This window comes from Bifidobacteriaceae bacterium (assembly GCA_031281585.1).
In the GTDB taxonomy this organism is placed as follows: domain Bacteria; phylum Actinomycetota; class Actinomycetes; order Actinomycetales; family WQXJ01; genus JAIRTF01.
Genome location: JAITFE010000031.1, coordinates 1 through 25,761 on the forward strand (window position 1 = coordinate 1; position 25,761 = coordinate 25,761).

19 protein-coding genes and 1 tRNA gene are annotated in these 25,761 nt (G+C 60.7%); 2 read left to right on the forward strand and 18 right to left on the reverse strand.

Annotation, left to right across the window (positions count from 1 at the left end; translation table 11 throughout):
- The 5 genes from nifJ to LBC97_03215 all read right to left on the reverse strand — a co-directional run.
- Positions 1-3,560, reverse strand: a 3,560-nt coding sequence (gene nifJ, locus LBC97_03195; GenBank protein ID MDR2565063.1) for a pyruvate:ferredoxin (flavodoxin) oxidoreductase, incomplete at its 3' end; no start/stop codon positions are given.
- A gap of 53 nt (positions 3,561-3,613) precedes the next feature.
- Entirely contained in the window at positions 3,614-4,627 is a 1,014-nt protein-coding gene (locus LBC97_03200) for a tyrosine recombinase XerC (GenBank protein ID MDR2565064.1), read from the reverse strand.
- On the reverse strand, positions 4,621-7,101 hold the full coding sequence (locus LBC97_03205) for an HAD-IC family P-type ATPase (protein MDR2565065.1): 2,481 nt from the start codon (positions 7,099-7,101) through the stop codon (positions 4,621-4,623). The genes LBC97_03200 and LBC97_03205 overlap by 7 nt, the downstream gene beginning before the upstream one ends.
- Before the next feature lies 1 nt (position 7,102).
- Positions 7,103-7,187 (reverse strand) — tRNA-Ser (locus LBC97_03210).
- Between the two features lie 59 nt (positions 7,188-7,246).
- Complete coding sequence (locus tag LBC97_03215; GenBank protein MDR2565066.1) at positions 7,247-8,182, reverse strand: MerR family transcriptional regulator; 936 nt, start codon at positions 8,180-8,182, stop codon at positions 7,247-7,249.
- A gap of 144 nt (positions 8,183-8,326) precedes the next feature.
- Between LBC97_03215 and LBC97_03220 the strand changes: the two genes are divergently transcribed.
- Positions 8,327-9,721 carry an MFS transporter gene (locus tag LBC97_03220; protein ID MDR2565067.1) on the forward strand — a complete coding sequence of 465 codons (1,395 nt, stop codon included), beginning with the start codon at positions 8,327-8,329 and terminating at the stop codon, positions 9,719-9,721.
- 118 nt (positions 9,722-9,839) lie between these two features.
- Here LBC97_03220 and LBC97_03225 read toward each other — a convergent pair whose 3' ends face one another.
- The gene (locus LBC97_03225; GenBank protein MDR2565068.1) at positions 9,840-10,709 is read right to left on the reverse strand and encodes a hypothetical protein; all 870 of its coding nucleotides are present in this window, start codon (positions 10,707-10,709) and stop codon (positions 9,840-9,842) included.
- A gap of 411 nt (positions 10,710-11,120) precedes the next feature.
- Entirely contained in the window at positions 11,121-12,374 is a 1,254-nt protein-coding gene (gene tgt, locus LBC97_03230) for a tRNA guanosine(34) transglycosylase Tgt (GenBank protein MDR2565069.1), read from the reverse strand.
- A gap of 671 nt (positions 12,375-13,045) precedes the next feature.
- On the opposite strand from tgt, the gene LBC97_03235 reads away from it, so the two are divergent.
- Positions 13,046-13,684, forward strand: coding sequence for an NYN domain-containing protein (locus LBC97_03235; GenBank protein MDR2565070.1), 639 nt, complete (start codon positions 13,046-13,048; stop codon positions 13,682-13,684).
- A gap of 55 nt (positions 13,685-13,739) precedes the next feature.
- Here the strand turns inward: LBC97_03235 and LBC97_03240 are convergent, their stop codons facing one another.
- The 11 genes from LBC97_03240 to LBC97_03290 form a co-directional block, all read right to left on the reverse strand.
- A complete protein-coding gene (locus LBC97_03240) occupies positions 13,740-15,233 on the reverse strand; it encodes an MFS transporter (GenBank protein MDR2565071.1) in 1,494 nt (497 codons plus the stop codon).
- A 47-nt stretch (positions 15,234-15,280) separates the two neighbouring features.
- On the reverse strand, positions 15,281-16,015 hold the full coding sequence (locus LBC97_03245) for an HAD family phosphatase (GenBank protein MDR2565072.1): 735 nt from the start codon (positions 16,013-16,015) through the stop codon (positions 15,281-15,283).
- Positions 16,012-16,776 carry an ATP-binding cassette domain-containing protein gene (locus LBC97_03250; GenBank protein ID MDR2565073.1) on the reverse strand — a complete coding sequence of 255 codons (765 nt, stop codon included), beginning with the start codon at positions 16,774-16,776 and terminating at the stop codon, positions 16,012-16,014. The genes LBC97_03245 and LBC97_03250 overlap by 4 nt, the downstream gene beginning before the upstream one ends.
- On the reverse strand, positions 16,773-17,774 hold the full coding sequence (locus tag LBC97_03255) for an ABC transporter ATP-binding protein (GenBank protein MDR2565074.1): 1,002 nt from the start codon (positions 17,772-17,774) through the stop codon (positions 16,773-16,775). Before LBC97_03255 ends, LBC97_03250 begins: the two co-directional genes overlap by 4 nt.
- Entirely contained in the window at positions 17,771-18,544 is a 774-nt protein-coding gene (locus LBC97_03260; protein ID MDR2565075.1) for an ABC transporter permease, read from the reverse strand. The genes LBC97_03255 and LBC97_03260 overlap by 4 nt, the downstream gene beginning before the upstream one ends.
- Positions 18,545-18,699: 155 nt before the next feature.
- Positions 18,700-19,728, reverse strand: coding sequence for an ABC transporter permease (locus LBC97_03265; protein MDR2565076.1), 1,029 nt, complete (start codon positions 19,726-19,728; stop codon positions 18,700-18,702).
- The gene (locus LBC97_03270) at positions 19,725-21,356 is read right to left on the reverse strand and encodes an ABC transporter substrate-binding protein (protein MDR2565077.1); all 1,632 of its coding nucleotides are present in this window, start codon (positions 21,354-21,356) and stop codon (positions 19,725-19,727) included. Before LBC97_03270 ends, LBC97_03265 begins: the two co-directional genes overlap by 4 nt.
- 11 nt (positions 21,357-21,367) lie before the next feature.
- Positions 21,368-22,801 (reverse strand): hypothetical protein, encoded by a 1,434-nt coding sequence (locus LBC97_03275; GenBank protein ID MDR2565078.1) that lies wholly within the window; start codon positions 22,799-22,801, stop codon positions 21,368-21,370.
- A complete protein-coding gene (locus LBC97_03280) occupies positions 22,798-23,676 on the reverse strand; it encodes an endonuclease/exonuclease/phosphatase family protein (GenBank protein ID MDR2565079.1) in 879 nt (292 codons plus the stop codon). The genes LBC97_03275 and LBC97_03280 overlap by 4 nt, the downstream gene beginning before the upstream one ends.
- A 16-nt stretch (positions 23,677-23,692) precedes the next feature.
- A complete protein-coding gene (locus tag LBC97_03285; protein ID MDR2565080.1) occupies positions 23,693-24,700 on the reverse strand; it encodes a metallophosphoesterase in 1,008 nt (335 codons plus the stop codon).
- Positions 24,701-24,707: 7 nt separating this feature from the next.
- Complete coding sequence (locus tag LBC97_03290) at positions 24,708-25,628, reverse strand: MurR/RpiR family transcriptional regulator (GenBank protein MDR2565081.1); 921 nt, start codon at positions 25,626-25,628, stop codon at positions 24,708-24,710.
- Positions 25,629-25,761: the final 133 nt, after the last annotated feature.

Here is a 25,761-nt window from a genome sequence, read left to right on the forward strand (position 1 = left end):
TCAAACTTGTAAGTGTCGAATCGGTCTTTAGCGTCTTGGACGGTTTTAGCGAACAAAGATTCGGCCAATTCGGGTTCGATAGTTTTAAGTGCAGAAAACCGGGTTTGTTTCATCATAAATTCTTCAGTTTTGGAAAAATCAGGACGACGATAATCCAGCTTCATGGGGTTTTTGCCTTGTTCCAACAATTCAGGGTTATAACGATACAAAGCCCAGTAACCACTTTCAACTGCTTCTTTTTGTTCTTCAATAACGTGACCCATTCCGCCTTGCAGACCATGCAAGATACAAGCTGTATAACCAATAATCACAGATGGCCCATGAAATGCTTCGGCTTCTTTGAAGGCATTGATTACTTGCTGTTGGTTAGCTCCCCAGGCGATTTGCGCAACATAAACATTTTTATAGGCAATAGCAATTTGACCCAAATCTTTTTTATGTCCGCGATTTCCTGCCGCAGCAAATTTAGCAATCGCAGCCGCCGGCGTAGCCTTCGAGCGCTGCCCGCCCGTATTTGAATAGACTTCGTTGTCGAAAACTAAAATATTTACATCTTCGCCCGAAGCAATCACATGATCAAGTCCGCCGTAACCAATGTCATAAGCCCAACCGTCACCGCCAATAATCCATTGGCTGGTTTTAACTAACAACTCTCTATTCTCCCAGATCTCCAACAATGTCGGATCTTTAGAATTTTGAACGACAGGACGCAACACGCGTTTCAAATTCTCCGCGCGTTCGCGATTCCCATTGGAATCATCGTAACCTTCCAGCCATTGTTCAAAAACGGCTTTCAATTCCGGAGTAACATCGGTAATCGCCATAGGTTGGCAGCCTGGATCATAGCCAACCACGTCTTTGATCTTGTTGACCAATTTATTCCGGCGTACTTTCCGCGAAACTTGCAAACCCATACCGAACTCAGCATTGTCTTCAAAAAGTGAATTACACCAAGCTGGACCGTATCCATTATGGTCAGTTGTAAACGGCGAACTCGGGAAAGCTCCTCCCCAAATTGACGAACATCCAGTCGCGTTTGCAATCACCATGCGCGAACCGAACAATTGCGTCAACAGTTTTACATAAGGGGTTTCGCCGCAACCAGCGCAAGCCCCGCTAAATTCTAACAAAGGCTTTTCGAATTGTGAACCTAAAACTGACTCTAGTTTGGCTGGGTTGGTCTTAGCTTTCAAAGTCATAGCGAAAGCCCAATTTTTGATTTGATCTTCTTGACCCAAATAAGTCGTCGCGATTAGAGCTTTTTCTTTGGCTGGACAAACATCAACGCAAAGTCCACATCCGGTACAATCTTCAATCGAAACTTGAATCCGATATTTTAAACCGTCCGAACCCCGTAAATCTTTTACAATATAACCTTCGGGGGCGGCCTTCATCTCCTCTTCGTCAGCCAAAAACGGACGAATAGCAGCGTGAGGGCAGACGAATGAGCATTGATTACAAGAAATACAATTTTCAGGCAACCATTGCGGCACAAAAGCTGAAACTGAACGCTTTTCAATCGAAGCAGTTCCGACCGGGATAGTGCCATCCAACATGCCTGTGTCGATCATGTCTTGGACTGAAACTGAATCGCCAGCTTGACGTAAAACCGGAGTCAAAACTTTTTCAATATATTGTTTCGAGTTTACGCCCACCGAATCCGGAGTAGGGAATTCAGTCAAACCCTCGCCGGTCGCTTGGGCCCATTCAGCTGGAACCTCAACTTTATGCAAACTTTCGGTCGCACGATCAATAGCCGCCCAGTTCTTTTCCACAATGTCCATGGACTTCTTGGCATACATTTTCTTGGCTTCTTCTTTCATATAAGTCACAGCTTCATCGTAAGGGATGATGTTACTTAAACTGAAAAACGCCGCTTGTAAAACCGTATTGGTCCGACCGCCTAATCCAACTTCTCGAGCCAATTTGATAGCATTGATAGTGTAAAAATTCACATGTTTTTCAGCCAACTGACGTTTCAAAATGGCAGGCAGTTTTTCGTCCAGCTCAGAATCTTCCCAAACTGTATTCAGCAAGAAAGTTCCGCCTTCTTTAATTCCAGCGATTACATCATATTGATAAACGTAACTCTGCAAAGAACAAGAAATAAAATCGGCGCTGTCAATCAACGAGGTAGAACGAATTGGTAAGTCGCCAAAACGCAAGTGGCTGGTGGTACGGCCGCCGGATTTCTTGGAATCGTAATCAAAATAAGCTTGCACATATTTATCAGTATGATTACCGATAATCTTACAGCTAGATTTATTGGCGCCCACAGTTCCGTCTGAACCGAAACCCCAAAATTTCCCTTGGAAAGTTCCAGGTTCGACTAAATCTAAATCTGGCCCTAATTCTAAAGAAGTTTTAGTCGCATCGTCGTTAATACCGACAGTAAAACGTTCTTTTTGCTGGTCAGCTGGTTTGATCAACTCATCGAAAACGGCCACAATCTGGTTAGGCACTACATTCTTAGAGCCAATCCCGTAACGACCACCAATAATCTTGATTTCACTGCCGTAAAGAATGGTTTTAATATCTTGATAAAGCGGCTCTCCAATCGCCGAAGGCTCCTTAGTCCGATCTAATACAGCAATATTTTTGACAGTCTTAGGTAAAATAGCTTGAAAATCAGCTTGCGGAAAGGGCTGATAGAGACGCACATTGACTAATCCAACTTTACGTCCATTGGAGTTCAAATAATCCACTGTTTGTTCAATTATCTGCGTGACTGAACCCATAGCTACGATCACTTCCGTTGCGTCTGGAGCACCGTAATAATTCAATAAGTCATAATCAGTCCCGCGTAATTTATTAATCTCCTGCATATAATGGCGCACGATCTCCGAAACATCCTCATAATATTGGTTGACAGTTTCGCGTTGCTGGAAATAAGTATCGCCATTTTGGTTCGTTCCGCCGATAATTGGCCGTTCGCTGGAAAGCGCACGAGCCCTAAATTCCGCCAATTCTTTGACCGGATACAGAGGCTTCAATTCATCATAATCCCAAACGTCAATTTTTTGAATCTCGTGGGAGGTTCGGAAACCATCGAAAAAATTAACAAAAGGAACTCGAGATTTCATGGTTGCGAAATGGGCTACGGGCGAAAGATCCATGACTTCTTGGACACTGCCTTCGCAAATCATCGCGAACCCTACTTGCCGAGCGCCATTGATATCCGAATGATCTCCGAAAATCGAAAGTGCGTTCGCCGCTAAGGCTCTAGCTGAAACGTGAAAGACGGTCGGTAATAATTCGCCAGCGATTTTATACATGTTAGGAATCATCAAGAGTAAGCCTTGCGAAGCCGTGAAAGTTGTCGTGAGAGCGCCAGCTTTAAGCGCTCCATGAACCGCGCCGGCCGCGCCGGCCTCCGATTGCATTTCTTGAACATCGACAATATCTCCCCAAGCGTTTTTCAACCCATGCGCAGCCCAATCATCTACCAATTCGGCCATAGTTGAGCTAGGCGTGATTGGGTAAATCGCTGCGACTTCGGTGAATGCGTATGCTACGTGAGCTGCGGCTGTGTTGCCGTCCATTGAATCTTTATGAGTCATAATTCCTCCAATATATAGTTTACCAGCAGCTGAGCTTGCTAATGGGTGTCAATTCACGCTCTTGGAAAAGCTAAATCATACGCTTTTTGTAACCGAACCGTAGAAAGATGCGTATATTTTTGAGTAGTAGCCAAAGAAGTATGACCCAATAATTCTTGAACTGAACGAATATCAGAACCATTTTCTAAAATGTGGGTCGCGAAACTATGTCTTAGACTATGCGGCGAAATATCAGGCACGCCGGCCTGTAAAGCCGTACTATGCACTACACTCCTAACTTGCCGCTGACCAATCCTTCGCCCAAAACAATTAATAAACAAAGGACTATTCAGATTCAATGCACCTCGAACCTTGACTCTTATGCCCAGCCAAGCCCGTAAAGCGTAATCTGCTGGCTCCCCAAAATAAACTAAACGCTCTTTGTTCCCCTTGCCAACCACTCGAATCAAAGCGCTTTCCGGATGCAAATCCTCAATATTCAATGACACCAACTCGCCGACGCGTAAGCCAGTTGAATACAATAACTCGATTATCGCTAAAGTTTGATAAATCTTTACACTAGGCTCGGTCAATGGCTGATTTTCATCAGTTTTGGGGAAAAATGGGGTTGTCTTCGAAATGTCGTCTGGAAGAACAACATTCTGGCCAGACTGATGTAGCTGACAATATAAAAATTCGAATAACTTTTGAATTTGACCTTGACTTAATAATTTCGGTAAAGTTTCAGCTAATTTGGGGCTACGTAAACGCAATGCTACATTTTTCTCCACTAAATGATTCTTAGACAACCAAGACCAAAATTTTTTTACGGAGGTAATTTTACGAGCAATTGTCGAACGTTGTTCAAAATCACTCAAGCCGTAAACCCACTCGCGTAAATTACCAATTGAAACTAGGTTCCAATCTTGAATATGTTTTCTCGCTAAAAAACTCAACACTTGCTCCAAATCAACTTGATAAGCTCTGACTGAATTGGTTGACAGACCTAAATTGACTTCTTGATATACAAGAAATTTTCGCAGTTCTTCACTCCAAGATTTAGGGACCAATTCAGATAACTTTACCATGAAAATAAACCTAGCTCTAAAATGGCTTGAGACAAAGGCAGATAAAAGAGCAAGAATGATAGTAAAATCAATCCAATGATCATTCCCAGCCGCCATGACAACAACGGACGGGATTTCAACATGAGTACTAAAAAAGCTAACCCAAAAATACAAATTGTGGCCATTCCATGAGGATTGAAAATTGAACTAGACTGAAGTAAATAAAAATACACACCAAAAACCACCAATCCGATGCCAATTCCCCAAGGTACGCTGAATTTTAATACTCGTCTCAAAAATCCTCTAGTGTATTTTGTCGAATTTGCTGGAAGAGCCAGGAAAAAAGCTGGAATTCCAATAGTTAAAGCACTGACAATAGTCATTTGTCGAGGTAAAAATACGTAATCAACCGAAAAAACAATGGTGGAAATTGCTAAAATTACGCTATAAAAAGTTTTAACCAAAAACAAAGATGCCACTCTTTCCATATTGGCCATAACGCGTCGGCCTTGCGCGACAACCTCAGGTAAATGCGAAAATTTTCCGTCTAATAACACTAATTCAGAAACAGATTTAGTCACAGCCGAAGCGTTTTTTTGAGCGATGCCCAAATCAGCAGTTTTCAAAGCTAAAGCGTCATTCACGCCGTCGCCAGTCATTGCGACCACTTTACCTTGCATTTGAAAATTTTGTACCAATTCCACTTTCCGTTGCGGGGTTACTCGCGTATAAATTTCTTCTACCCCCACTTGATTAGCTATCGCTCGAACCGTTTTTTCAGAATCACCCGAAATAATCACTGGATGCACCCCTTGCTCCAAAAAATAACTGATGGTAGCTTTAGCGTCGTCCCTAATAGTTTCCGAGCATTTAATAATCGCTAAGTTTTGTTGACCAGCCTGAAAAAGAATCACCCGAAATCCTGCTGCTTGTAAAACCTCTACCTGATTAGCAATTTTAGAATCAGGAACTTCTTTCAATAAAAATTCTGGCGCGCCTAAAGTATATGTTACACCGTCAATTGTGCCTGAACTTGATTTTTTTACAGAATCAAACGGAGCGTAATTAGTGATGAGTAATTGATGATTTGGAACGGTTTGGTTAGACACTGGGGCTGGCAAGCTGCCGTTCATAGTCAGAGAACTTGGTTTGGCTTGATTTTGAGCTCTTTGGGCGGGTACGTCTGACAACTCCGAGACAATGGATGTGTCAAAATTTTGAGAATCTGATGTTTCAAATTTGGTTGAGGATAATATCTTGGACACACCCTGAGCAATAGCTTGGGCGCTTTGATTAGATCCGGGTTGAGAAACCAAAGTGAATAAAGCTTGGAGTTTTTTATAGGATGAAGCTGAAATCCCTAATGATTGACTGTTTTCATTGTATGACTGAGACGGTTTGAAATCTCCGGCGGCGGTTTCATTTGGGTAAACCGAAGTTTCTTTTCCGTCCTTGCGCCCTCGGTTGATTAGAGTAGAAGTTTGGCGTACTGGACTGTTCGCTAATTCATCTAACCAAATAATGTCGTCTAATCTAATTTCTCCAGTAGTAATCGTACCAGTTTTATCGAGACACAACACGTCAATCCGAGCTAAAGTTTCAACAGCTTGCATTTGTTGAACCATCACTTTTTGACGCGCTAAAATAATTGAAGACAAAGCAAAATTCAAAGAAGTCAGCAACACCAGTCCTTCAGGGATCATACCTACAATCCCACCAGTAGTCAAAACTAAGGCTTCGCGCCAACGATCGGTCGTAAATAGCAGTTCCCACCCCCCAACCGCCCGAACTTGCGACCAAAGCATTAGGAGTGACAATGGAATTATGCCGAATGAAATATAACGCAAAATAGCATTAATTCCATCGCGTAGATCAGACGGGGCTAATTTGAATTGTTTGGATTGGTTAGAAATTTGATTGGCAAAACTATCAGCGCCAACTGCGATAACTTTGGCTATTCCCTGGCCATAGGTCACATATGAACCCGAAAACAACTGATCGTCGATTTTTTTGTCAATTTCATCTGACTCACCCGTAAGTTGAGATTCATCAACTCGCAAACTTTGAGATTGCAAAACTTTTCCATCAACCAAGATCTGATCTCCGGATCGTAAAACTAAAATATCATCCAACACGATTTGATCAAAACTGATAGGCTTTTCAACACCATCGCGAATCACAGACTGTTGGTTGGTTGACAACACCGATAATTTATCCAAAGTTCGTTTGGCTCGATATTCCACAAGAATACCAATAATTGAATTTACAATGATTACAAACCCAAACAAAGCATCGGGATAAGAACCAGTAACCAAAACAACTAAAGTCAAGCCTATCAGCAAAAAGTTGAAAATAGTTAAAACGTTTGAACGTAAAATGCTCAACCAAGAGCGCGAAGATTTTTGACGAAAATCGTTGACTTGCCCCAAGCTAATGCGTCGTTGCACTTCTGCATCAGTTAAACCTGCAACTAATGACAATTGTGCATCATCCACGCGGAGAACGGGGGATTCGAACCCCCGAGGGCTTGCACCCAACACGCTTTCCAAGCGTGCGCCATAGGCCACTAGGCGACACCTCCGGACGGCTCGCCCCGCCCGCGACGCTTCAGGTCGCCGGGGGGCGTTCGCCCGCCATACATTACCCGATGCCGTCCACCTCACCAGCCTCCCCCCGTTCCGGACCCACCAGAACCGCGATCTGGGATGCCACCATGCCCTCCAGCGCGCCGGTGTAGATGGACAACTCCGTCTCGTAGGCGTCGCCCGCGATTCGATAGCCGTGGGTGGCCGCGTAGTCTTTGAGCTCCGCGTAGGCGGCGAACAGCAGATCGTCCGAACCCTCCAACTCATCCGGGTCCAGCGTCAACTGGCGCAGCAGCTTCAGATAAGTGCCGGCGGGCTTGACATGCAGCCGGGCCGGCTTGGAGCGGCCTCGCGCGGGGCTGCACAGGGAGAAGTCCTCGAGGTAGTCCCCCTTGACGAAGGCTTCGCGCCCAATCCGGTAGGTGGTCTGAAACTCCACCTCCTGCCCCAGGGACTGGCAGTATTCGATGTGGTTCCGCACCGCCTGGATCAAAGTCAGGCTCCATTCGTCGGTGGCCGGGTGCGCCGGCGCGCCGCCGGGCGGCTCGGCGGCTTCGGCCGCCTTGGGCGGCGTCACGCGGGTCTGGATGAAAGGCTGCGCCTCACACCACTCGACGGTGATGCTGGGACCGCGCTGAGCGGCATCGAGCAATTCCAAGCGCGCCAAAGTGCCACGCAGCGCGCGCTGCTTGCGGGCGATCTCCCGTTTTTCGACCTCCAGCGCCGCGACGCAGTCGGCCAACACCGCGCGGAGGGCGTCCGGATCCGGAGCCGCCAAGTAGTCGCGGATTTGCGCCAAGGAGCGCCCGGCCCGTCTCAGCGCGCTGATGAAGAAGAAATCGGAGACCTGGACCGGCAGGTATAGCTGGTAGCCGTTCGCGTCGGTGACGGCGGGGTGCAGCAGCCCGACCTGGTGGTAGTGCCGCAGCGTCTCCTTGGTGGTGCCGCAAAGGCGGGCGAACTCCCCGGTCCGGAGCAAGTATTCGGCCATGGCGCCTCCTCGGGCCGCAAGCGAAACGCCTGTTGACTGTGTGGTTACCCCACAGTTTAGGGTCGCTGTTGAAAGGACCGCAACACGTCTCAGCCCGCGCCGATCAGCGGCGTCGGGGCTGCCGCGACAAGGAGGAGAACTGTCATGACACGTGAAATGGCGCGACCGAAGACCGAGGCCGAACGCCGCGCGGCGCCGCAGGGCGACAACGCCCGGACCGCAGCCGACCCCCGTGCCGGGGGGAGCGCCGACCCGGCCCGACCGGAACTGGCACCCGACGCGCGTGCGCCTGAGGCCGCACAATCCACAGAATCACCGGGATCGCCTCAGCCGGGCTGGCGGCGCGCAATCACGGTGATCTGGTCCGGCCAGGCCGTCTCGATTCTGACCACCTATTCGGCCAGCTTCGCCGCCATGTGGCACATCACCGCCACCACCGGCTCGGCGCTCTATCTGGCGGTAGCCGGAATTGCGGCGCTGGCGCCCACTGGAATCCTCAGCCCAATCGGCGGCCTGGCCGCAGACAGGTTCGACCGCAAACGCCTGATGATCGCCGCCGACTCGACCGTGGGCGTGTTGTCCCTGGCCATCGCCGCAATCGTCTTCTACTTCGAAGCGCCGATCGGTGTGCTGCTGGCCTTCCTGGCCGTCAGGGGCGCCGCCCAGGCCTTCCATTCGCCCGCGCTGACGGCGGCGTTGCCGACCATGGCGCCGGAGTCGCAACTGGTGCGGATCAACTCGCTCAGCCAGACCTTGATCGCCTTGGCCGGCATTGTGGGCCCGGTGCTGGGGATCTTCCTCTACCAGGCCCTCGGCTTCGCGGGCGTGTTGGCCCTTGATGGGGCAGGCGCGGCGGTCGCCTGCCTGACCATGGCGAGAGCCAAAGTCCCGCGCCTGAGCCAACGGCCGAAGACCAAGCCGCTCGCCGACTTCGCCGAGGGCCTGGCGGCCTTCGCCGCCGACCGCTCGCTTGGCGCCCTGATTCTTTTCTGCGCCGCCGTGATGCTGATCGCAATGCCGGCCGGTTCGCTGTTCCCGCTGATGGTGTACCAAGTGTTCGAAGGCGGCGGGTATCACGCCTCGCTGGTGGAGGTGGTCTGGTCGGTCGGCCTCCTGGTCGGCTCCGCGGCGCTGGTGGTGTGGGGCGGCGGCCGCCGGCCTATGCGGATCGCGTTGGCCGCCACCTTGGCCCTCGGGGCGGGACAAGCCGCGTGCGGCCTGCTCAAACCCGGCCAATTCGCCGTGTTCGCCGTGCTGGCCGGGATCATGGCGACCGCGATCGGCATGTTCACGGCTCCGCTCCTGGCTGCCACGCAGAAGCGCGTGCCGCCGGAACTGCTCGGCCGGGTGACCGGCTTGTTCCAAACGGTCATCACCCTGGCGGCACCAGTCGGTTTGGTCTTCACGGGCTTCGGCGCCCAGCGTCTGGGACTCACCACCTGGTTCGCCGTCAGCGGCACCGCTGTGGTGGGCGTGGCCATACTGGGGCTGATGTCAAGACGTCTGCGGGACCTGGACGCGCCGGCGGCCGTGACGTGACCCCGGCGCCGACTGCCCGGCCCCAGAATGCGCGCCCCCCAGCCGCGCGAGCCAGCCCAGCCTGGTCGGCCGGAGTTCTTCCGGCGTTAGTTGGGCCCAGCCGCCGGGACCCGAGCCGCTACGGGGCTTCAAACTTGAGGGACGTCACGCCGGACACGTCCACCCGTTGGCCGTTCTCCAAGGTGACCTGGACTGGGGGAACGTCATCGGCTTTGGGCTTCACTATCTCGTTGACCACGGGCACCCCGTCCGGCGAGTAAACCCTCAAGTTGCCAGACCATTCCCCGACCACCGCGACCTCGTAACTCCCGGCCGGGATGTCCAGGCCAACCACGTAGTTTCCTGGCGTGACGTTGGTCGCCAGCTTGGTTTCCGCCGGGGTCAGGGTGATCGGGGAGACGCCCTCCCAATGCACCAAGTCGCCTTCCGCCAGGTCGGTGACGTATTTCGCGGCGCCCAGCTTGAACTCGCCTTCGCCGAGCAGTTCGACGGCTTTGAGCGGGTCGGCGGGGGATTCGATGCGGAGGTTGCCCGTGTCGTCCGGATCGGTGGTGATCGCGTAGTGGCCGGGAGATATTTCGACTCCCACGGTGTACGTGCCAGACGGCAGCGACACCTCGGTCGCAAGGGTGTTGTCTCGGGTGCCTTGCACCGGCTCGCCGCCCGTCTGAGGAGCAGGGGCGGTTTCGGATTCGGTAGGCGGCGCCGAAGTCGCAGCCGTCGCCCCGCCGCTCGGTTTGTCTGCTGCGGAGTTGTCGTCAGACCTGGTCAGAGCAAAAGCCCCGGCCACGCAGGCGGCCCACGCCCCCAGCACGGCGATCCAGAACCAGGGCCGCCGGAAGAGCGGCTTGGCCTTGCGCGGGGAACCCGGCGGTCCGGGCGGACCGGGCTCTGGTGGCTGGCCCGGTTGCGCGGCCTGTTGGGCCGCCGGTTGGCCGGCGTAGAGCGGGGAAGAGGAAGCCGGGCCTGCAGGGTCGGGCGGTTGCACGGGAGCCGCGCCAACGTAGAACCCCGGAATCTCATTGCCGCCCGCGCCGGACGGTTGCCCTCCATACGGTTGCCCGGCATACGGTTGCCCCGAATAAGGAGACGGGCCCAAGGGCGGGGCGCCGGGGGGCGGAACGAGCCCGCCGCCGCGCGGGACGGGCGCGAACGCGGTCTCCGGCTGCCCGGACGCGCGCGTCGGCCGGGGCCGCGTCGGGTCGGGGCCAGCAGTTGGCGGAGGAGGCACTGTCATGACTGTGTGGCTTTCGACTAGGCGGCTGAGAAGGGGAATCCTCAGTCGTTCACCTCTAACCTAGCGCCCGCGCTGGCCAATGACACAAGGCGCCGCGCGGGCGGCGGGGCCCACCAGCGGCGACGTTTCCAAATATCGCGCAGGGCCGAGCGCCGGGGCCGCCTAGCCGTCGCGCTGCCCGGCGCCGCCGTCCCCGAAGTAGCGGGCGAGGAATCGGTCGCGGAGGCGGCCGAAGGCGGCCGCTCCACCGTCTTCGATCGCCGCGCGCATCGAGTCGACCAGTCGCACAATGAACCGTTCGTTGTGGATCGTGGCGAGCGTGTAGCCGAGCAGTTCCCGCGCCCGCAGCAGGTGGTGGAGATAGGCGCGGGAGTAGCTGAGGCAGGTGTAGCAGTCGCATTCGGGGTCCAGCGGCCCGAAGTCCCGCGCGAACCGCGCCCGGATCACGTTGTAGCGGCCGTCCGCCGAATAGACCGCGCCGTGCCGCGCGGAACGCGACGGCGCCACGCAGTCGAAGGTGTCCGCCCCCGCCTCGACCGCCGCGAACAGGTCGTCAACCTCGCTGATGCCCAGCAGGTGCCGCGGCTTCGATTCGGGCAGTTCCGAACAGACCCAGCCCACAATGGTCGCCAGGTTTTCCTTCTCCAAAGCGCCGCCGATGCCGTAGCCGTCAAACCCAGCCCCGTCTTCCGTCAGCCGGGCCAGGCCTTGGGCGGCCTCGCGGCGCAGGTCTTCGAATTGGGCTCCCTGGACCACGCCGAACAGCGCCTGATAGGGCTGGCCCGCCCGCGCTCGCGTCAGGCGGGCGTGCTCGGCGAGGCACCGTTCGGCCCAGGCCTGGGTCCGCGCCAGCGAACGCTCCTGGTAGGGCCGGGTGTTCATCAAAGTGGTGCACTCGTCGAAAGCGAAGATGACGTCCGCGCCCAGTTGGTGCTGAACCCGCATCGAAACCTCCGGGGTGAACCGGTGCTTCGACCCGTCAAGGTGCGACCGGAAGGTGACCCCGTCGTCATCGACCTTGGCGAGGCGTTCCGAGCGTTTGGCTATCACCTCGTCGTCGGCCAAGCCGGCGGTGTCCATGGCCAGGACCTTCTTGAACCCGGCGCCAAGCGACAGCACCTGGAACCCGCCCGAGTCGGTGAAGGTCGGCCCCGGCCAATTCATGAAGGCCCCAAGCCCCCCGGCCTGCTCCACCACGTCCGCGCCGGGCCTGAGGTAAAGGTGGTAGGCGTTGGCCAACAACGCCTGGGCCCCAAGCGCGGCCATCTGCTCCGGCGTGGCCCCCTTGACCGCCGCCGCCGTCCCGACCGGGATGAACGCGGGCGTGAGGATCTCCCCGTGCGGCGTCCGGATCACCCCGGTCCGCCCAAGGGCGTCCACCTGGCCGTCCTCGGCGCCAACCAGGCGCGTGCGCACCTCGAAACTGAAACCGTTTTTCCCCCGCAGCGAATCCACAGGCAGGAATGCTCCCACAGTTGGCCCCGCCCCGCCCACCCGCCCTGGCGGAAACCGGCTGCGGGCGGCCCCGGATATGTCCAAGAACCAGCTTCCGGAAGAAACTGGAATGGGCCTGGCCGTTGACGCTAAGCCACCGCTTCGGCGAGGGAGTCGGCTAGACCCCGCCGTCCTCGGCCCGCGCCGCCCGGATCCAGTTCAGGGGCGTGAGGCGACCCGCGCTGCGGGCAGGATCAGCCGCGCCGTGAGCTCCCCTTCCCGGCGGGCGTCGATGTCGAGTTGGCGGTTGAAGCCTTTGGCGATCGATTCGACCAGCGCCAGCCCGAGTCTGGCGCGCAGCCCGTCGAAGGTCGCGCGAGTTCGGTGACCTCGTCATTCGGTCCGCCGAGGGTCGAGTTGCGAGCCGAGCGTGTCAGGGGAGATGCCTCGCACGAACCGCTGGCGGCTGGCGGAACAGGAGCTGGCTGATCCATCGGGTCGGGAAGCTCAGGGAGTGCAAGAAAAAAACGGCCCTCCCATTCGGAGGGCCGTCGGGCCACGCTCTCTCGAACGTGGTGGTGATACCGGTAGGCTACCAGGCCAGCCGCCCCTTCAGGTGGGGCGCGAAGCCGCGACAGAGACAAGGACCCCCGGTGCCCGGGCGACGATTGATCGCCTATATCGATGGGCTGAACCTTTACCACGGCCTGCGTCAAACGATGGGGCACCGCTGGCTGTGGCTCGACGTGGTGGAGCTCGTCCGCTCGCTGAGACCGGCCAGCGACCTTGTGCGCGTCAACTACTACACCGCGATGACGGTCGAATCGCCGGACGCCCAGTCCCGTCAGCAGAACTACCTCAAAGCCCTCGCGGCCGCGAACCCGGCCGAGCTGAGGATCCAAACCGGCCGCTACCAGCGCCGCTCGCACCTGTGCGAGAACTGCGGGCACAAACGGGTCGTCTACGAGGAGAAGGAGACCGACGTCCACGTCGGCGCCCAACTCGTGGCCGACGCGGTCCTGGCGCGGATGGACGACGCGCTGGTGGTGTCCGGGGACGCCGACTACCTGCCGGCCATCCGGATCGCGCAGGCCGCCGCCCCTGGGGTGCGCCTGGTCGGCGGGTTCCCTCCGGGACGCGTCTCGAAACGCATCCAGGCCGCCCTGCCGGCGTCCTTCGTGATCGGGGAAGCCAAGATCCGCCGGGCCCAACTCCCGGACACGGTGCTCGACGGGCCCTGGGCGTATGCGCGTCCAGCGAAGTGGTCGGCGCCGCCGAACCCGGCCTCATGACAGCCCCGCCCAAGGTTGGCGCTTCCGGCCGCCGCCCGGCCCATGCGTCCGCCGATCACCGGGCGGTTCTGCGGGCCCGCCGGCGCGTTCCCGCCTCGAAGCGTTCCTCCGGCACGCGCAAGACCGCCGCCAATGCGAGCAGGGCGGCCAGGCAGCAGCCGGCCAAGTCCAACCCCACGGCGGTGGCGAAGCCGGTCTCAATTGACTGGCGCACCGGCCCCGGCAATTCCGCGAGCCCGGCCGTGTGGCCCAAGTCGAACACTGCCCCGGGCGGCAAGGCGGTGCCGTCAATCCGCATTTGCGCGGCGATTCGGGCCTGGGCGGCGGCGAACAGCACGGCTAGCTGAACGGAGGCACCGACCGTCAAAACCATGCTCTTGACCAGGGCGGTCGCACCGGAGGCGGTGGCGTATTCGGCGGGCGGCACCGACCGTTGAAGGGCCACCTCCAGCGGCGCGAAAGCCAGGCCCACGCCCAAGCCGTAGAGGAAAACCGCCAGGCCGGCCAAGGGCCAAGGCGCCGTGTAACCCAACGGCGCGACCGCCGCTATCCCCACCGTCATCAGCCCGAACCCAACGGCGGACTGAAGCTTGTAGCGGCCGGTTCGAGACATGAAGACGCTCTCGGCGAAGCTCCCCGCCAGGGTACCCAGAATCTGCGGCCAGATCAGCCAACCGGCCAAAGCGGGGGACGCGCCACGTGAAATCTGCCAGTACAGCGGCAACACATAGGCGACCCCGGCGGTGGCGAAGTACCCCAGCATGAGGGCGGGCAGACCCCGCCGGAACTGTGGACCCCGCAACATGGCGAGGGGAAGGACAGACCGCGGGCCCGCAGACCGCGCCGACAAGTAGAACGCGCCAAACGCCCCAAACGCGACCCCCATGCAAACCAACACCGTCGGGTTGGCGCCGCTCAAATCACGCGCGAACTGAGGCGCCAGCGCCAACGCCCCCACCCCCAACACCAACAGGGCCCCCCCGCGCATGTCAATCCGCGCTGCGGTCCGCTGGTCGGGGAGACGCCGCGCTGCCCAGACCGCAGCCAGGTTGGCCACTATGACGGGCACCTGGACGAAGAACAGCCAACGCCAACCGGCCACTCCGGCGATCTGTCCGGCGCTTGCGATCAGGCCTCCCAACGGCGCCACGGCCACGCCCGCCACATAGGCGGCGGTGAAGAAGCCCACATAGCGTCCCCGGTCCTTGGGAGGAATGGCGACATGCACAAAGGCCTGGGCGACAGGCCAGGCCGCGGCGCCTCCGGCGCCTTGAAGCGCACGCCAGGCCGCCAGTTCCAGCATTGACCGGGCCATGCCGCACCCCGCCGTGCCCACCGCGAACAGGATCAGCGCCGCCGCCAGGAGCTGTGGCCGCCCGCGCGTGTCCGCCAGGCGTCCCCAGAACGGGATGGTCGCGGCCCCGCCCGCCAGGAAAGCGGTGGTGACCCAAGCCTGCTGCTCAAACCCGCCCAGCGAGTCCCCGATCACCCGCCACCCGACTGATGTCACCATCCCGTCCAGTCCACCGACGAAGGTGAGTGGCACCATCACCAAAGCTGCTGCGCGGGCGCGCTGGGAGTGCCCGTGTGCGTTCATCAAGTCTTGGCCCTCCCCGTCGCGGCCGCAGGCAGCCCTCGGTCCTGCGCTGGCCCCGGCTCACCGAGCAACCAGTGGCCCAGCCGAGGATCCGCGAGGCTCGGCGCAGTCCGCACATACCGCGCCAAACGCCGGGGCAACACTCGCCGCGCCGTCAACGCTTGCGGCCCTACCAGGAAGGTTGTAAGCCCAGCTCTCGTGGAGGATTCCGCTCCGACTGCTGAATCCTCTACCGCCGCGCAGTCCACGGGGTTAAGTCCCAGGCGTTCGCATGCGATCCGATAGACGGAGGGATCAGGTTTGGGGGCTGCGGCCTCTGCGGCGGTCACCACATGGCGGAACACCCCGGCTAGCCCAGCGTTGGCGAGCATGGCGGCGACTACCGAAGGTGGTCCGTTCGAGGCGATCGCTAGCGGGAGGCGCCCGTTGAGCGCGTTTAGCAGGCCTGCCGCGCCTGGGAGAAGGCTCGGCGGCGCCACCAACGCGCCGTCGCGCAGGGCAGCCTCAACAGCGGTGGTGATAGCTGCGGTTTGCTCTTCACAGCTGGCCCATGTGGCGATCGCCTGCCCGGCCGATTCCGCCGAACTGCCTTCCAGAGCCTTCCTTTGCGCACGGGTGAGTCGCAGGCCCGCTACCGCCGCGCCGCGTTGGAATCCCGCCTCCCAGACGGCCGTGCTGTCGACCAACAGGCCGTCAAGGTCAAAAACGACGCCTTCCAACCGCAGGGACCTCAAAGCGCTCCCTCGGCTGAGCTGAACGACGTTAGGACCAGTTGCTCGGTGTACGGATGCTTGGGGCTGCTCAAGACCTCCGCCGTGCGTCCCGCCTCCACGATCTGGCCCTGGCGCATCACCACCACCTCCTCGGTTACGTGCCGAATCACTGCCAGGTCGTGGGAAATCAACACCAAACCCAGGTGACGCTCCTGGCTCAGCGCGGCCAGGAGATTGATGATCTGCGCCTGTACGGAGATGTCAAGTGACGAGGTGGGCTCATCCGCCACTATCAAAGCCGGGCCGGCGGCGAGCGCCCGAGCTATGGCAACTCGTTGGCATTGCCCGCCTGAAAGCTTTCCAGGCCGCCGCCGCGCGGCGGTTGCGCTGACCCCCACCGCCTGGAGCAGTTCATCCGCCACGGCCCCGGCTTCCCGCAGGGTCAGGCCCTGCGTGACGTGTGCGGCCTCCCTGACCGCAGACCTTGCGGACAAGTGCGCGTTGAGCGCGGCGTAGGGATCCTGATGAATCATCTGAACTCCCTTGCGGAGAGGCGAGCGTCGCCCGATCACTGACCAGGGCCGGCCATTGACGGTGACATGGCTGCTGGGCAAAGCTCCAACCAACAAGCGGCCCAGAGTCGTCTTGCCGGAGCCCGACTCGCCGACAACCCCAAGGCGAGATGTGCGTGTGGCGGTCAGGGAGACGCTGCGCAGCACCTGGTGATTGCCGAATCTGAAGTCGAGATCCTCGGCCTTGACCGTAACCGCCTGGCCGCTCATGAAGCGGTCTCCAACACGGCCGCGCCAACGGCTGTGGGGTCGGTCGCTGGGGCGTGGCACGCCGCCGCCCGGACGGGGCCAAGGCGGCAGGGCTCCGGCGGGGCGTCCGAACAACTGGCAGTTGCCACCGGGCAGCGCGGAGCGAACCTGCAGCCGCTCGTCAGCCAGGTCGGTTCCGGGGGCTGTCCCTCTATCACTGGAAGGGGACGGCCGGGCGCGGTTCGTTCGGGCAACGAAGCCAGTAGGGCACGGGTGTAGGGGTGCGCGGGGGCGGCCAGCACCTCGGCGGTTGGACCGCATTCGACTGCCACACCCGCGTACATCACAACCACTTGGCCGGTGGCGGCGGCGATGGCGCCAATGTCGTGTGAGACCAACAGGAGTCCAAGCCCCACGTCGCGGCGCAATTCAGTCAGCAAGTCCAACACTGAACGCCGTATCGATGCGTCGAGCGCCGTGGTCGGTTCGTCCGCGATCAGTAGTTTCGGACGGGTAGCCAAGGCCAGAGCAATCATCACGCGCTGGCGCATGCCACCCGAGAGCTCATGCGGGTAGGAGCACAGTAACTCTTGGCTCGGTTCCAGGTGGACGGCTTCGAGCAGTTTGGCGGTTTGCGCGGCCACGTTCGCGCGGCGGTCATGGTGCCGGATTGTCTCGGCCATTTCCCGTCTGACCTGCCGCAGGGGATCCAGGCTGGAGAGCGAAGCTTGCGGCACCACCGTGACCGTGCGGCCCTGGTGGGCGCGCCATTCCTTGGCCGTGGCCCGCGTCATGTCCTGGCCGTTCAAGCGGATCGAGCCGTTGGTGACGACGCCCCCGATCCGCCCCAGGAGTCCCGCCACTGCCCGCACGGTCATGGACTTGCCGCAGCCCGTTTCGCCGACAAGGCCGACGGCCTGGCCAGGCCCGACGTCGAAGCCTACGCCGTTCAACACCGCCGCCCGCCCTATTCGCACATGCAGGTTCTCCACCTGGAGCACTGGGTGATGCGCGTTCATTTCTGCCCTCCTGAGTCTTGGCCGAACGAGTCGGCGATCAACCCGAATCCGGTGCCCAACACCAAGATCGCCAGTCCTGGAATCAGCGAAATCCACCAGGCCACCGGCAGTAATGAGATGCCTTGCTGCATCATTTGGCCGAGTTCCGGATGGGGGTCGCCAATGCCCACGCCGAGGAAAGCCAATGAGGCGATGCCGCCCAATGTCGCCACGGCCTGAGTAGCGGCGTATGAAAGGTTGGTGGAGGCCACGTCCGGCGCGACATGCCGCAGCAGGATCCGCAGACGCCCGTAACCGAGCAACTGTGCCGCGACAACCGACTCCCTCTCCCGCAGTGAAAGGCCACGAGCCACAGCAAAACGCGTGTAGGGGGCCCAACCGCTGACAACGATCGCAAGAATCAAGGCCGGAGTCCTCGAGGGCAGCCCGGGAACGGCCAGGCGGTCACCCACGCCGACTGCCAGGAGAAGCACCAGCAGCATGTACGGAATAGCCAAGAAGGCGTCCACCAAACGGAGCGCTACCTCCCTGACTGCGCGGCCGGAAACGACCAGGAGAAGCCCCAACGCAGTGCCTATGGCCAGGCTGGCCCCCACGCAGGCAACGGTGATCGTCAGGTCCGTCATCCCGGCCGCGAACACCCGCGCAAAGACATCACGGCCAAGCTGGTCCGTTCCGAATGGGTGCGACCACGACGGGGCCGACAGGGGTGAACCCGCGAAACTGGTCGGATCCGACCGTGTCAGGGCCGGCACCAGTATGAACAGCATTGCGCATGCCAAGAGAAGGGCCGCGCCCGCTGAACGTTCGCCGCCTTGCCGAAGAGCGCTACCAAAGCGGCGGATCGCGCTGGCGGCCGCGGTCATGTTCCGTCGGCTACCGTCAAGGCGGTCCGGCGCCCGCCGGACCGGAGTCGCGGTCGTCGTCATCGCGTCCTCGGATCAATCGCGCGTCCCGCGACCTCGGCAGCCATGTTGCAGGTCACAATCACCAAGGCCGTGAAAATGGTCAAAGCCTGGATAACGGGGAAATCGCTTGTGTTGATTGCCCCGGTCATGACGTGCCCTATGCCTGGGATCCCGAAGACGATTTCGACAATGACCGCCCCGCTGAGGAGGCCCCCCATGCTCAGCGCGACCATGGTGACCAAAGGCAACGCGCAACTCGGGAGCACGTGCGCCAATGTGATCCGCCAGGGGGAGAGGCCCCGCGCCCGGGCGGCTTCGATGTGGCCATCCGCCATGACGGACGCGACCCGTTCGCGGACCACTCGCAGGATCATTGGTGTGTACCAGACGCAGAGAGTGGCAACTGGCAGCACCAAGTAGCGGAAGTTCTCCGGATACCCGTCGCCCCAGCCTCCTGCGGGCAGCCACCCCAGGCGGACGCTCAGCAAGAGGATAAGCGCCAGGGCAATCAGCGCGCTCGGTGCCGACATGGCCACGGTTGAGGCTCCCCGCATCAAGCGGTCAAAAGAACGGCCCGCCTTGGTGCCGGTTGCAAGGCCGAGGGCTATGCCCAGGACGGATGAGACTGCCGCGGTCAGAACGGCAACCATGAGGGTTGTGCCTAGCCCGGCGCCAACCAGCTGGGCCACCGACAACTCTGAGTATTGGTAGGAATCGCCCAGGTCTCCGCCCAGTAGATCGAGGAGGTAGACGCCGAACTGTTGTATCCAGTTGCCCTCAATGCCCAGATCCTGCCGCATTTGCTCGACCAACTCGGGTGGAACGCTCAACAACAGCGTCACTTGGCGGGCGCGGCCGACTGCGGGATCCTCCAGGGCGAACCGAATCAAGAAAAACGTCACCACCATGACGCCGAGCGCCACAGAAGCCGCTTGGAACAGTGGCCGCCCGACTCGCAGCGTCCAGCTCCAAGGCCGGATGCTCGCGTGCGCAGACCGCGCCCTCAAAGGGCTCGGCGGGGCGGTTACCTCAGTTGTGTCGATCATGGGATCACGTAATAAAGCCCGAAGATGTTGGTGATGACCGTCTCCGGCAGGGAGGTGGCCGCCGTGGTGCTCAACATTGCCATCGGCAGAATCAGCGAATTGTCCGCCAGGAACTGATCGGCAGTTGCCATCAACTCGGGCAATTCCGCCTCACGCGCGCCCCGGAACTGGTTCATCAGTTCCGTCAGGGTGGCGGCTTCGGCGCTCTGGCTGAATCCGGGACTGTACGATTCGCCGTACAGGGAAGATGGATCCAGCATTACCTGGCCAATGTAGTTGGGGCTGTCCACAAAATACTGTGCGATCGCCAGCGTGAGGCCGAAATCACCTCTCGCCATAACTTCATCGCCGTTTGCGGATGTGACTGGAACGATTTCAACCTCAATTCCGATGGCCTTGAGTTGTTCTTGCAGGGCTGTCGCTGAGGCGTTCCGCTGCCAGGTGTTGTCCGACCAGCTAATCAGCTTGACGGAGCAACCGTCTTCGCAGACGGTGCCTCGCAGCAATCGCTTGGCCTCGTCCAGGTCGCGGGCGAAGGGCTGAACGTTTGGCGGCTCGCCGGTCACAGTCCAAGGAATGCCGTAGAGCGGGCGGGCGAAGTCGGCGCCGCCCAAGACCAATTCGGCCATTTGCTCGCGGTCAACCGCCAGGTCGATCGCCCGCCTGACGTTGGCGTCCTTAATCACTGGATCGTTGAAGTTGTACAGGTAGCCGTGGAAGCTGCCTGGCCACCACGCCGGGTCCAGCCGCATGCCGTCAGTGAGCTGCGAGGCGAGAGATCCGGGGATGTTGTCCATGAAGTCGATTTCGCCGTTCTTCAATTGGGCCAGGCGTGTCGCCGCCTCCGGGACCTTGGTGATCACGATCCGTTTCACCTGCTGTTCGCCTGCGTAGTAGTTGGGGTTCGCGGTCAGTTCGAACCGTCCGTTTGCGACATCCATCGTTTCGATGGAGTAGCGTCCCGCCGAGATGGGATGCTCGAAGAACGAGTCGCCCTCGGCCAGGCCTGCGGCGGGGAAAATCAGGGCGTAGGGCTCCGCGATCTGTTTGGCGAAGTCGGTGTGCGGTCGGGACAGTTTGACCTCGACAGTCGAGTCGTCGACCGCTTTGATCCCCTCGGTGTCTTGCAGGAACTTGACCGTCCAAGTCATGGGGCCCGCCCGCAGCCGTTCGAATGACGCCACCACGTCTGGGGCGGTCAAGGATGAGCCGTCTGAAAACTTGAGATCTGGCTTGAGCTTGATGGTCCAGGTCAGGCGGTCAGCGGATTCGGAAACCGACTCTGCCAACTCCATCCGGTCGCCCTGATCCGCCCAGCCCGGGAGTGCTAGGGTCCCGCCGTAGAGATACCCAATTTGAGCGCCGAACGGTTGCCAGGTATTGGTGTCCAGACTCGCCGGGGCAGTTTCCGCGGCAATTCGGATGACCTCCGGCACGCCGCCTGTGGCTGAGTTGGTCGGGTTGGCGGCCGTGGTGGTGTCCACGCAGCTGGCCAGGCTGGTGGCGGCAACGGCCGCGATGGCAGTCACCGCGCAAGCGCGGACCAGAGCGCGAAGCCCCCGGCGGGGGCGCCGCGAACACCGGTCGGCATGCGGGTGATCAATGATGAGCGAAGCGGGGTCCTTCATGGTTGTCTCCTTCATTCTTGGGGGACCCTGGACGCCCAAGCGAGCTCCAGGAGGTGGGATGTGGGCTCGATTTCGACGGGCCAGGGAAAAGGCACGGGGCCGACGGCTGAGGTCGTTGACGAAGACGTCCAAGGCTCGGACGGGGCGAGCCGCCAGAGCAGGCCACCGGGCCCCAACCGAGGGTCGAACAGCAATTCGATCTGCGCCGCCTGCCCCAAATCCAGCGCCGGGCCGTGCCAACGGCACCGGTCGGCCGGAGCAGAAGCCGCAGCGGCGCCGCGAAATGCCGCCGCGCCGAGGTCTATGTCCACGAATAGGCGGTGGCTAGCGCAGTCGAAACCGGCCGCGAAGGCGCCGTCGCTGGACTCGAGCCATTTCACGGCCTCGGCATAGGCGTTCGGGCGTAAGCCGGCATTGACCAGTTGAGAGAGGTCGCCAGTCTCGCGGAGGCGAAGGTGCAGAATCTCACCTGGCTCCAAGGTCGCCAAGTCTGTGGTCGGGGCTTGTTCGAGGTGCCCGCCCAAGTCCGGGGGCGGCCAGGCGAGGTGTTCGCGGACTGTGCCCGTGAAATCGAGCACTTGGCAGCGGAGGCCCTGCGCGTCCACCGCCAACTGGGCGACGTGCGGATACTCCTGCGGCCCGGGCATCATGCCGTGCGGAATTGCCGGGTGGTCCGTTGCGGGGTCGCCTCCTGCGGCGCCGCCGGCCGTTAGCTGAAGTACGCCCCGGTGAACCTGAGCGTCGAAGGCTAAAACATGGCTGCACAGATAGGCAGTCACGCCATGGCGTACCAAGATGTCCCAGAGCGAGGCTCGCGCACCAGGAGCGAAGCACCAGGGGAGGGACGAATAGCCGTTGACCGGGAAAACCGGATAGTGACCGGCCACAAAAACGTATTCTGCGTCGTATCCCGCAGCGAGCGCATCTTCTAGCCAGGCGGCCTCCAGGCCGGTGAGGCCGCGAACCGGCTGCGAATCGGGCTCAGCGGCCACGTCCGGTTGGTGCAGCGAAACGTAGAGCAAGTTGCCGTGGCGCACCCAATAGGACAGAGTCTCCTGGCCTGCTGGGCCGTTCCGTGGGAGCCGGTCGGCCCAGTGCTTACGGTACACGCCGTAGGACTCTGGTGAGGGAGTGTTGTGGTTGGACGTGGCCTGGTAGATCGTGAGGCCCAGGTCCTGAACCCAACCCATCTCCGAACCGAGCCAGAACGCCCACAGGTCATCACGTGAACCGTCCGCCACCGCGTCGCCCGGAAAAGCAATGAATTCAGGCGGCGGAGCGAGCCGTCTGACCACCGCGGAATTGCGTGCCAGGCGTGCGCCATTGCCGTATGGGTCTGTTGCCTCACCCGAACACGAGTCGGAGTACAGCACGAACTGCGCTCCGCTCGGATCGCGCGGCACCAGGGCCGGAATGGACGCGGGCACCGCCCCCCGGCCGCTCACGCTCCGATCCTTGTCAGTTCGATTTCCGCAAGCACGCCGTAGTGGTCGCTGGCTGGTTGGGCTTTGAACACCACCTGACAGGAGGTGGCGACGGCGCGAACTGGCTGGCTCACCCGCAGAGAGTCTGAGCCCCACGTTATGGCATGCCCTTCCGGGCCGTGAACCAATATGTGGTCAATCCGCCGGTGGTGGACCGGTTCAATCAACCCCGACTCGACGAACGCGGCGACGCGCGGGTTCTCGGTGGTCCAAGTGTGGCCCGGACCGCCATCCCCGGCCACGTCCCAGGCGTTCAGATAGTGAACGCTGCGCCCATCCAACACTCTGCGTCCAGCGAAAAACTGCATGCAGTCGCTGTCCGGCATCGCGTCGAAGTCCCCGGCGATTATTGAGGGGGCGTCTTGGCGCAGCGTCGACTCCAAGTCGGCGATTGCGAGCGCATCGCGGCACCGCAAGGCTTCGCCGTTCAACGGCCAGTATGGCTTGACGGCCACGAACAGAATGTTCACGCCAATCGGCAAGGGGATCACGGCGGCCAAAGCGTTGGGCGCCGGCATGGTCGGGTCGCCTGGGAGCATTGTCCCGACCACGCGGTTCGGTCGCCAGCGGCTCGCGAGGGCCGTGCCTGCCGAGGCGCCTTGGATGACATCCGAATCATGTACACCCGTCAAGTCGGTCGCGCTGAGCAAGTGTCCCAACTGGTCGTACTTGTCGTCTCGGTGGACTTCCTGGAGCGAGACCAGGTCCGGGTCAGCCGACTTGATTGCGTCCCTCAGCGCGTTCTGCCGCGAATCGTCGCCGGCGTGTCCTTCCACATTCCAGGTGAGCACCCGCAGGGTCATGGTGGCGGGTGAGCTTGGTGTTGGCGAAGTCATGGGGTCTGGCCCTTCCTTATTGGGTGGTGGTGAGTGTGGGGACGCCTTGGGCGGTCCGCGTCGGCGGTTGCGCGGGGGTCCGTGCTGGCGGCGCAGCGCCTTGGCGCCTGCCCCGCGTTGAGGCGCGCCAGCGGCGGCCGTTCCAGGTGAAGGCGGTCACCGCCGGATCGATCGTGGTCTCCAAGCAAGGTTCGAATCGAGCCACGGAGTGGCAGTACCTCGTGGCGCGGAGGGAGCCGCCGGATGCGTCAAGCTCCACAAGGGCAACGTCATGGGGGCTTTCCGCCAGCGCCGCTTGATTGAGTTGGAGGATGTTGCCGCTGATGGCGTGCGTGCGCACGTGCAGGTGGCCGGTGAGGGCCAGCACCGGGCCGGGCCAGCGCCGCAGCGCCGCCTCGACCGCGGACAAGTTGGCCAGGTCGCCGGCGTAGAGCCAGCCGCAGCCCTCGACCCGCCGCCTGACGCTCAGCACCGGGAAGTGCGACGCCCAGATCAAGAGGCCTCCGGCGCCGGATTCGGTGCCCGATGCCGTCCGGTACGGCCACGTTCGGAACGTCCCGGCGTCCACATGGCCGCCCGCGCCGTCCGCCCGCAGTTCGCCAGCGGCCAGCGTATGGCGGCCCAGGCGGGTCGCGCCGAACATCCGCAAAGGCCCGCCCGCCGCCGTCAGCGCTTCGGCCATCACCGAAGGCTCCGCCGGGCCGGGCCACGCCATGTCATGGTTCCCGGCCACCACATAGACCGGTCGGGCAAGAGCCGCGAGCCGCCGCGCGGCCTGGGCGTAGATTTCCGGGTCGGGGCGGTCGGCCAGGTCGCCCAGCACAAGCGCGGCGTGGACCCGTGAATCCAGCCAGTCGAGCGCCAAGTCCAGGAGGTCGAAGGCTTTGCCCAAGTGGATCGGGTTGTTCCACATTGCGGGGGGCGACCCGGCTGCGGCCAGGTGCAGGTCGGTCAGCACGCCGAGGCGCAGGAGGTCCCCGCCATCTTCTTTGGCTGGGGAGGGAGCGCGGACGGTGGTGGACATGGGAGCCTCAGAGCCTGTGTTCCACGATCACGTCTTGGGTGCGCTTGACCGTCTGGGCGGTGCCGGGGTTCTCAACCACCACGAGCGAGAAGAGGGCGTCCAGAATGGACAAATGGACCAGGCGGCTGGAGAGGGCCTCAATTCGGTGCGCGGTCTCGCGGGAGCCGCCCACCACGACGAGCTCCGCCAACTCGGTGAGGGGCGAGCGGGCGAAACTGGTGACCGCTGCGGTCTGGGCGCCGGCCTCGCGCGCGGCCCGCATCGCGGCCAGCGTCTCGAAGGTGGAACCCGTGTGGCTGATCGCCAGACAGAGGTCTTGGGGTCCGGTCAGCGCGGCGGCGACATGCTGGGCGTGCGGGTCTGGCAGGTGCATGGCGCAGAGCCCGGCGGTGGTCAGCCGGTAGGCGGCGTCCTGGGCCAACGGGGCGGAGGTGCCGACCGCGACCAGGAGAATGCGCCGGGCGCGCGCCGCCGCGGAGGCGATCCGCTCCAAGACCTCGCCGTCAACGGAGCGGCTGGCCTCGATCAGGGCCTCGGCGCCGCCCCGCAGCACCTTGACGGTGATGTCGCGGTAGCCGTCGCCCGCGTCCACCGGTTCCGGCAGGCGTTGATCCTGTCCCAGGACCTCGCCCGCCAGTCTCAGCTTGAGTTCTTGGAAGCCGCGAAGGCCGAGGCTCTGGGAGAAGCGGACCACCGTGGCCGGCGACACGCCGACCGCCTGGGCGGTCTCGGTGACGGAGAGGCGAAGCACGTCGCCAGGCTGGTGGAGAACCCAACGCCCAACCCGCTGCTCGGCTTGCGTCATGGTCTGGACGGCGGCCCGGATCGCCTCCATGATGCCGCCGTCGAGGGCTTGGGGGCCCGGTTGGGCTGCGGGGACCGGCTGGGCCTTGGGCGCCGCCGGGAGCGTGTCGACTGTCACGTCCACGAAGCTATTGGTCGTGGGTGAACGGCGGGGAAACTGCGGGCCAACGCCCGGCGAACGTTGAAAGAACTTTTCGGTCGCCCTGGTCGGGTGAGGGATGGTTTCACGGCGGGCTGGTAGGCGGGCGGACGGCATC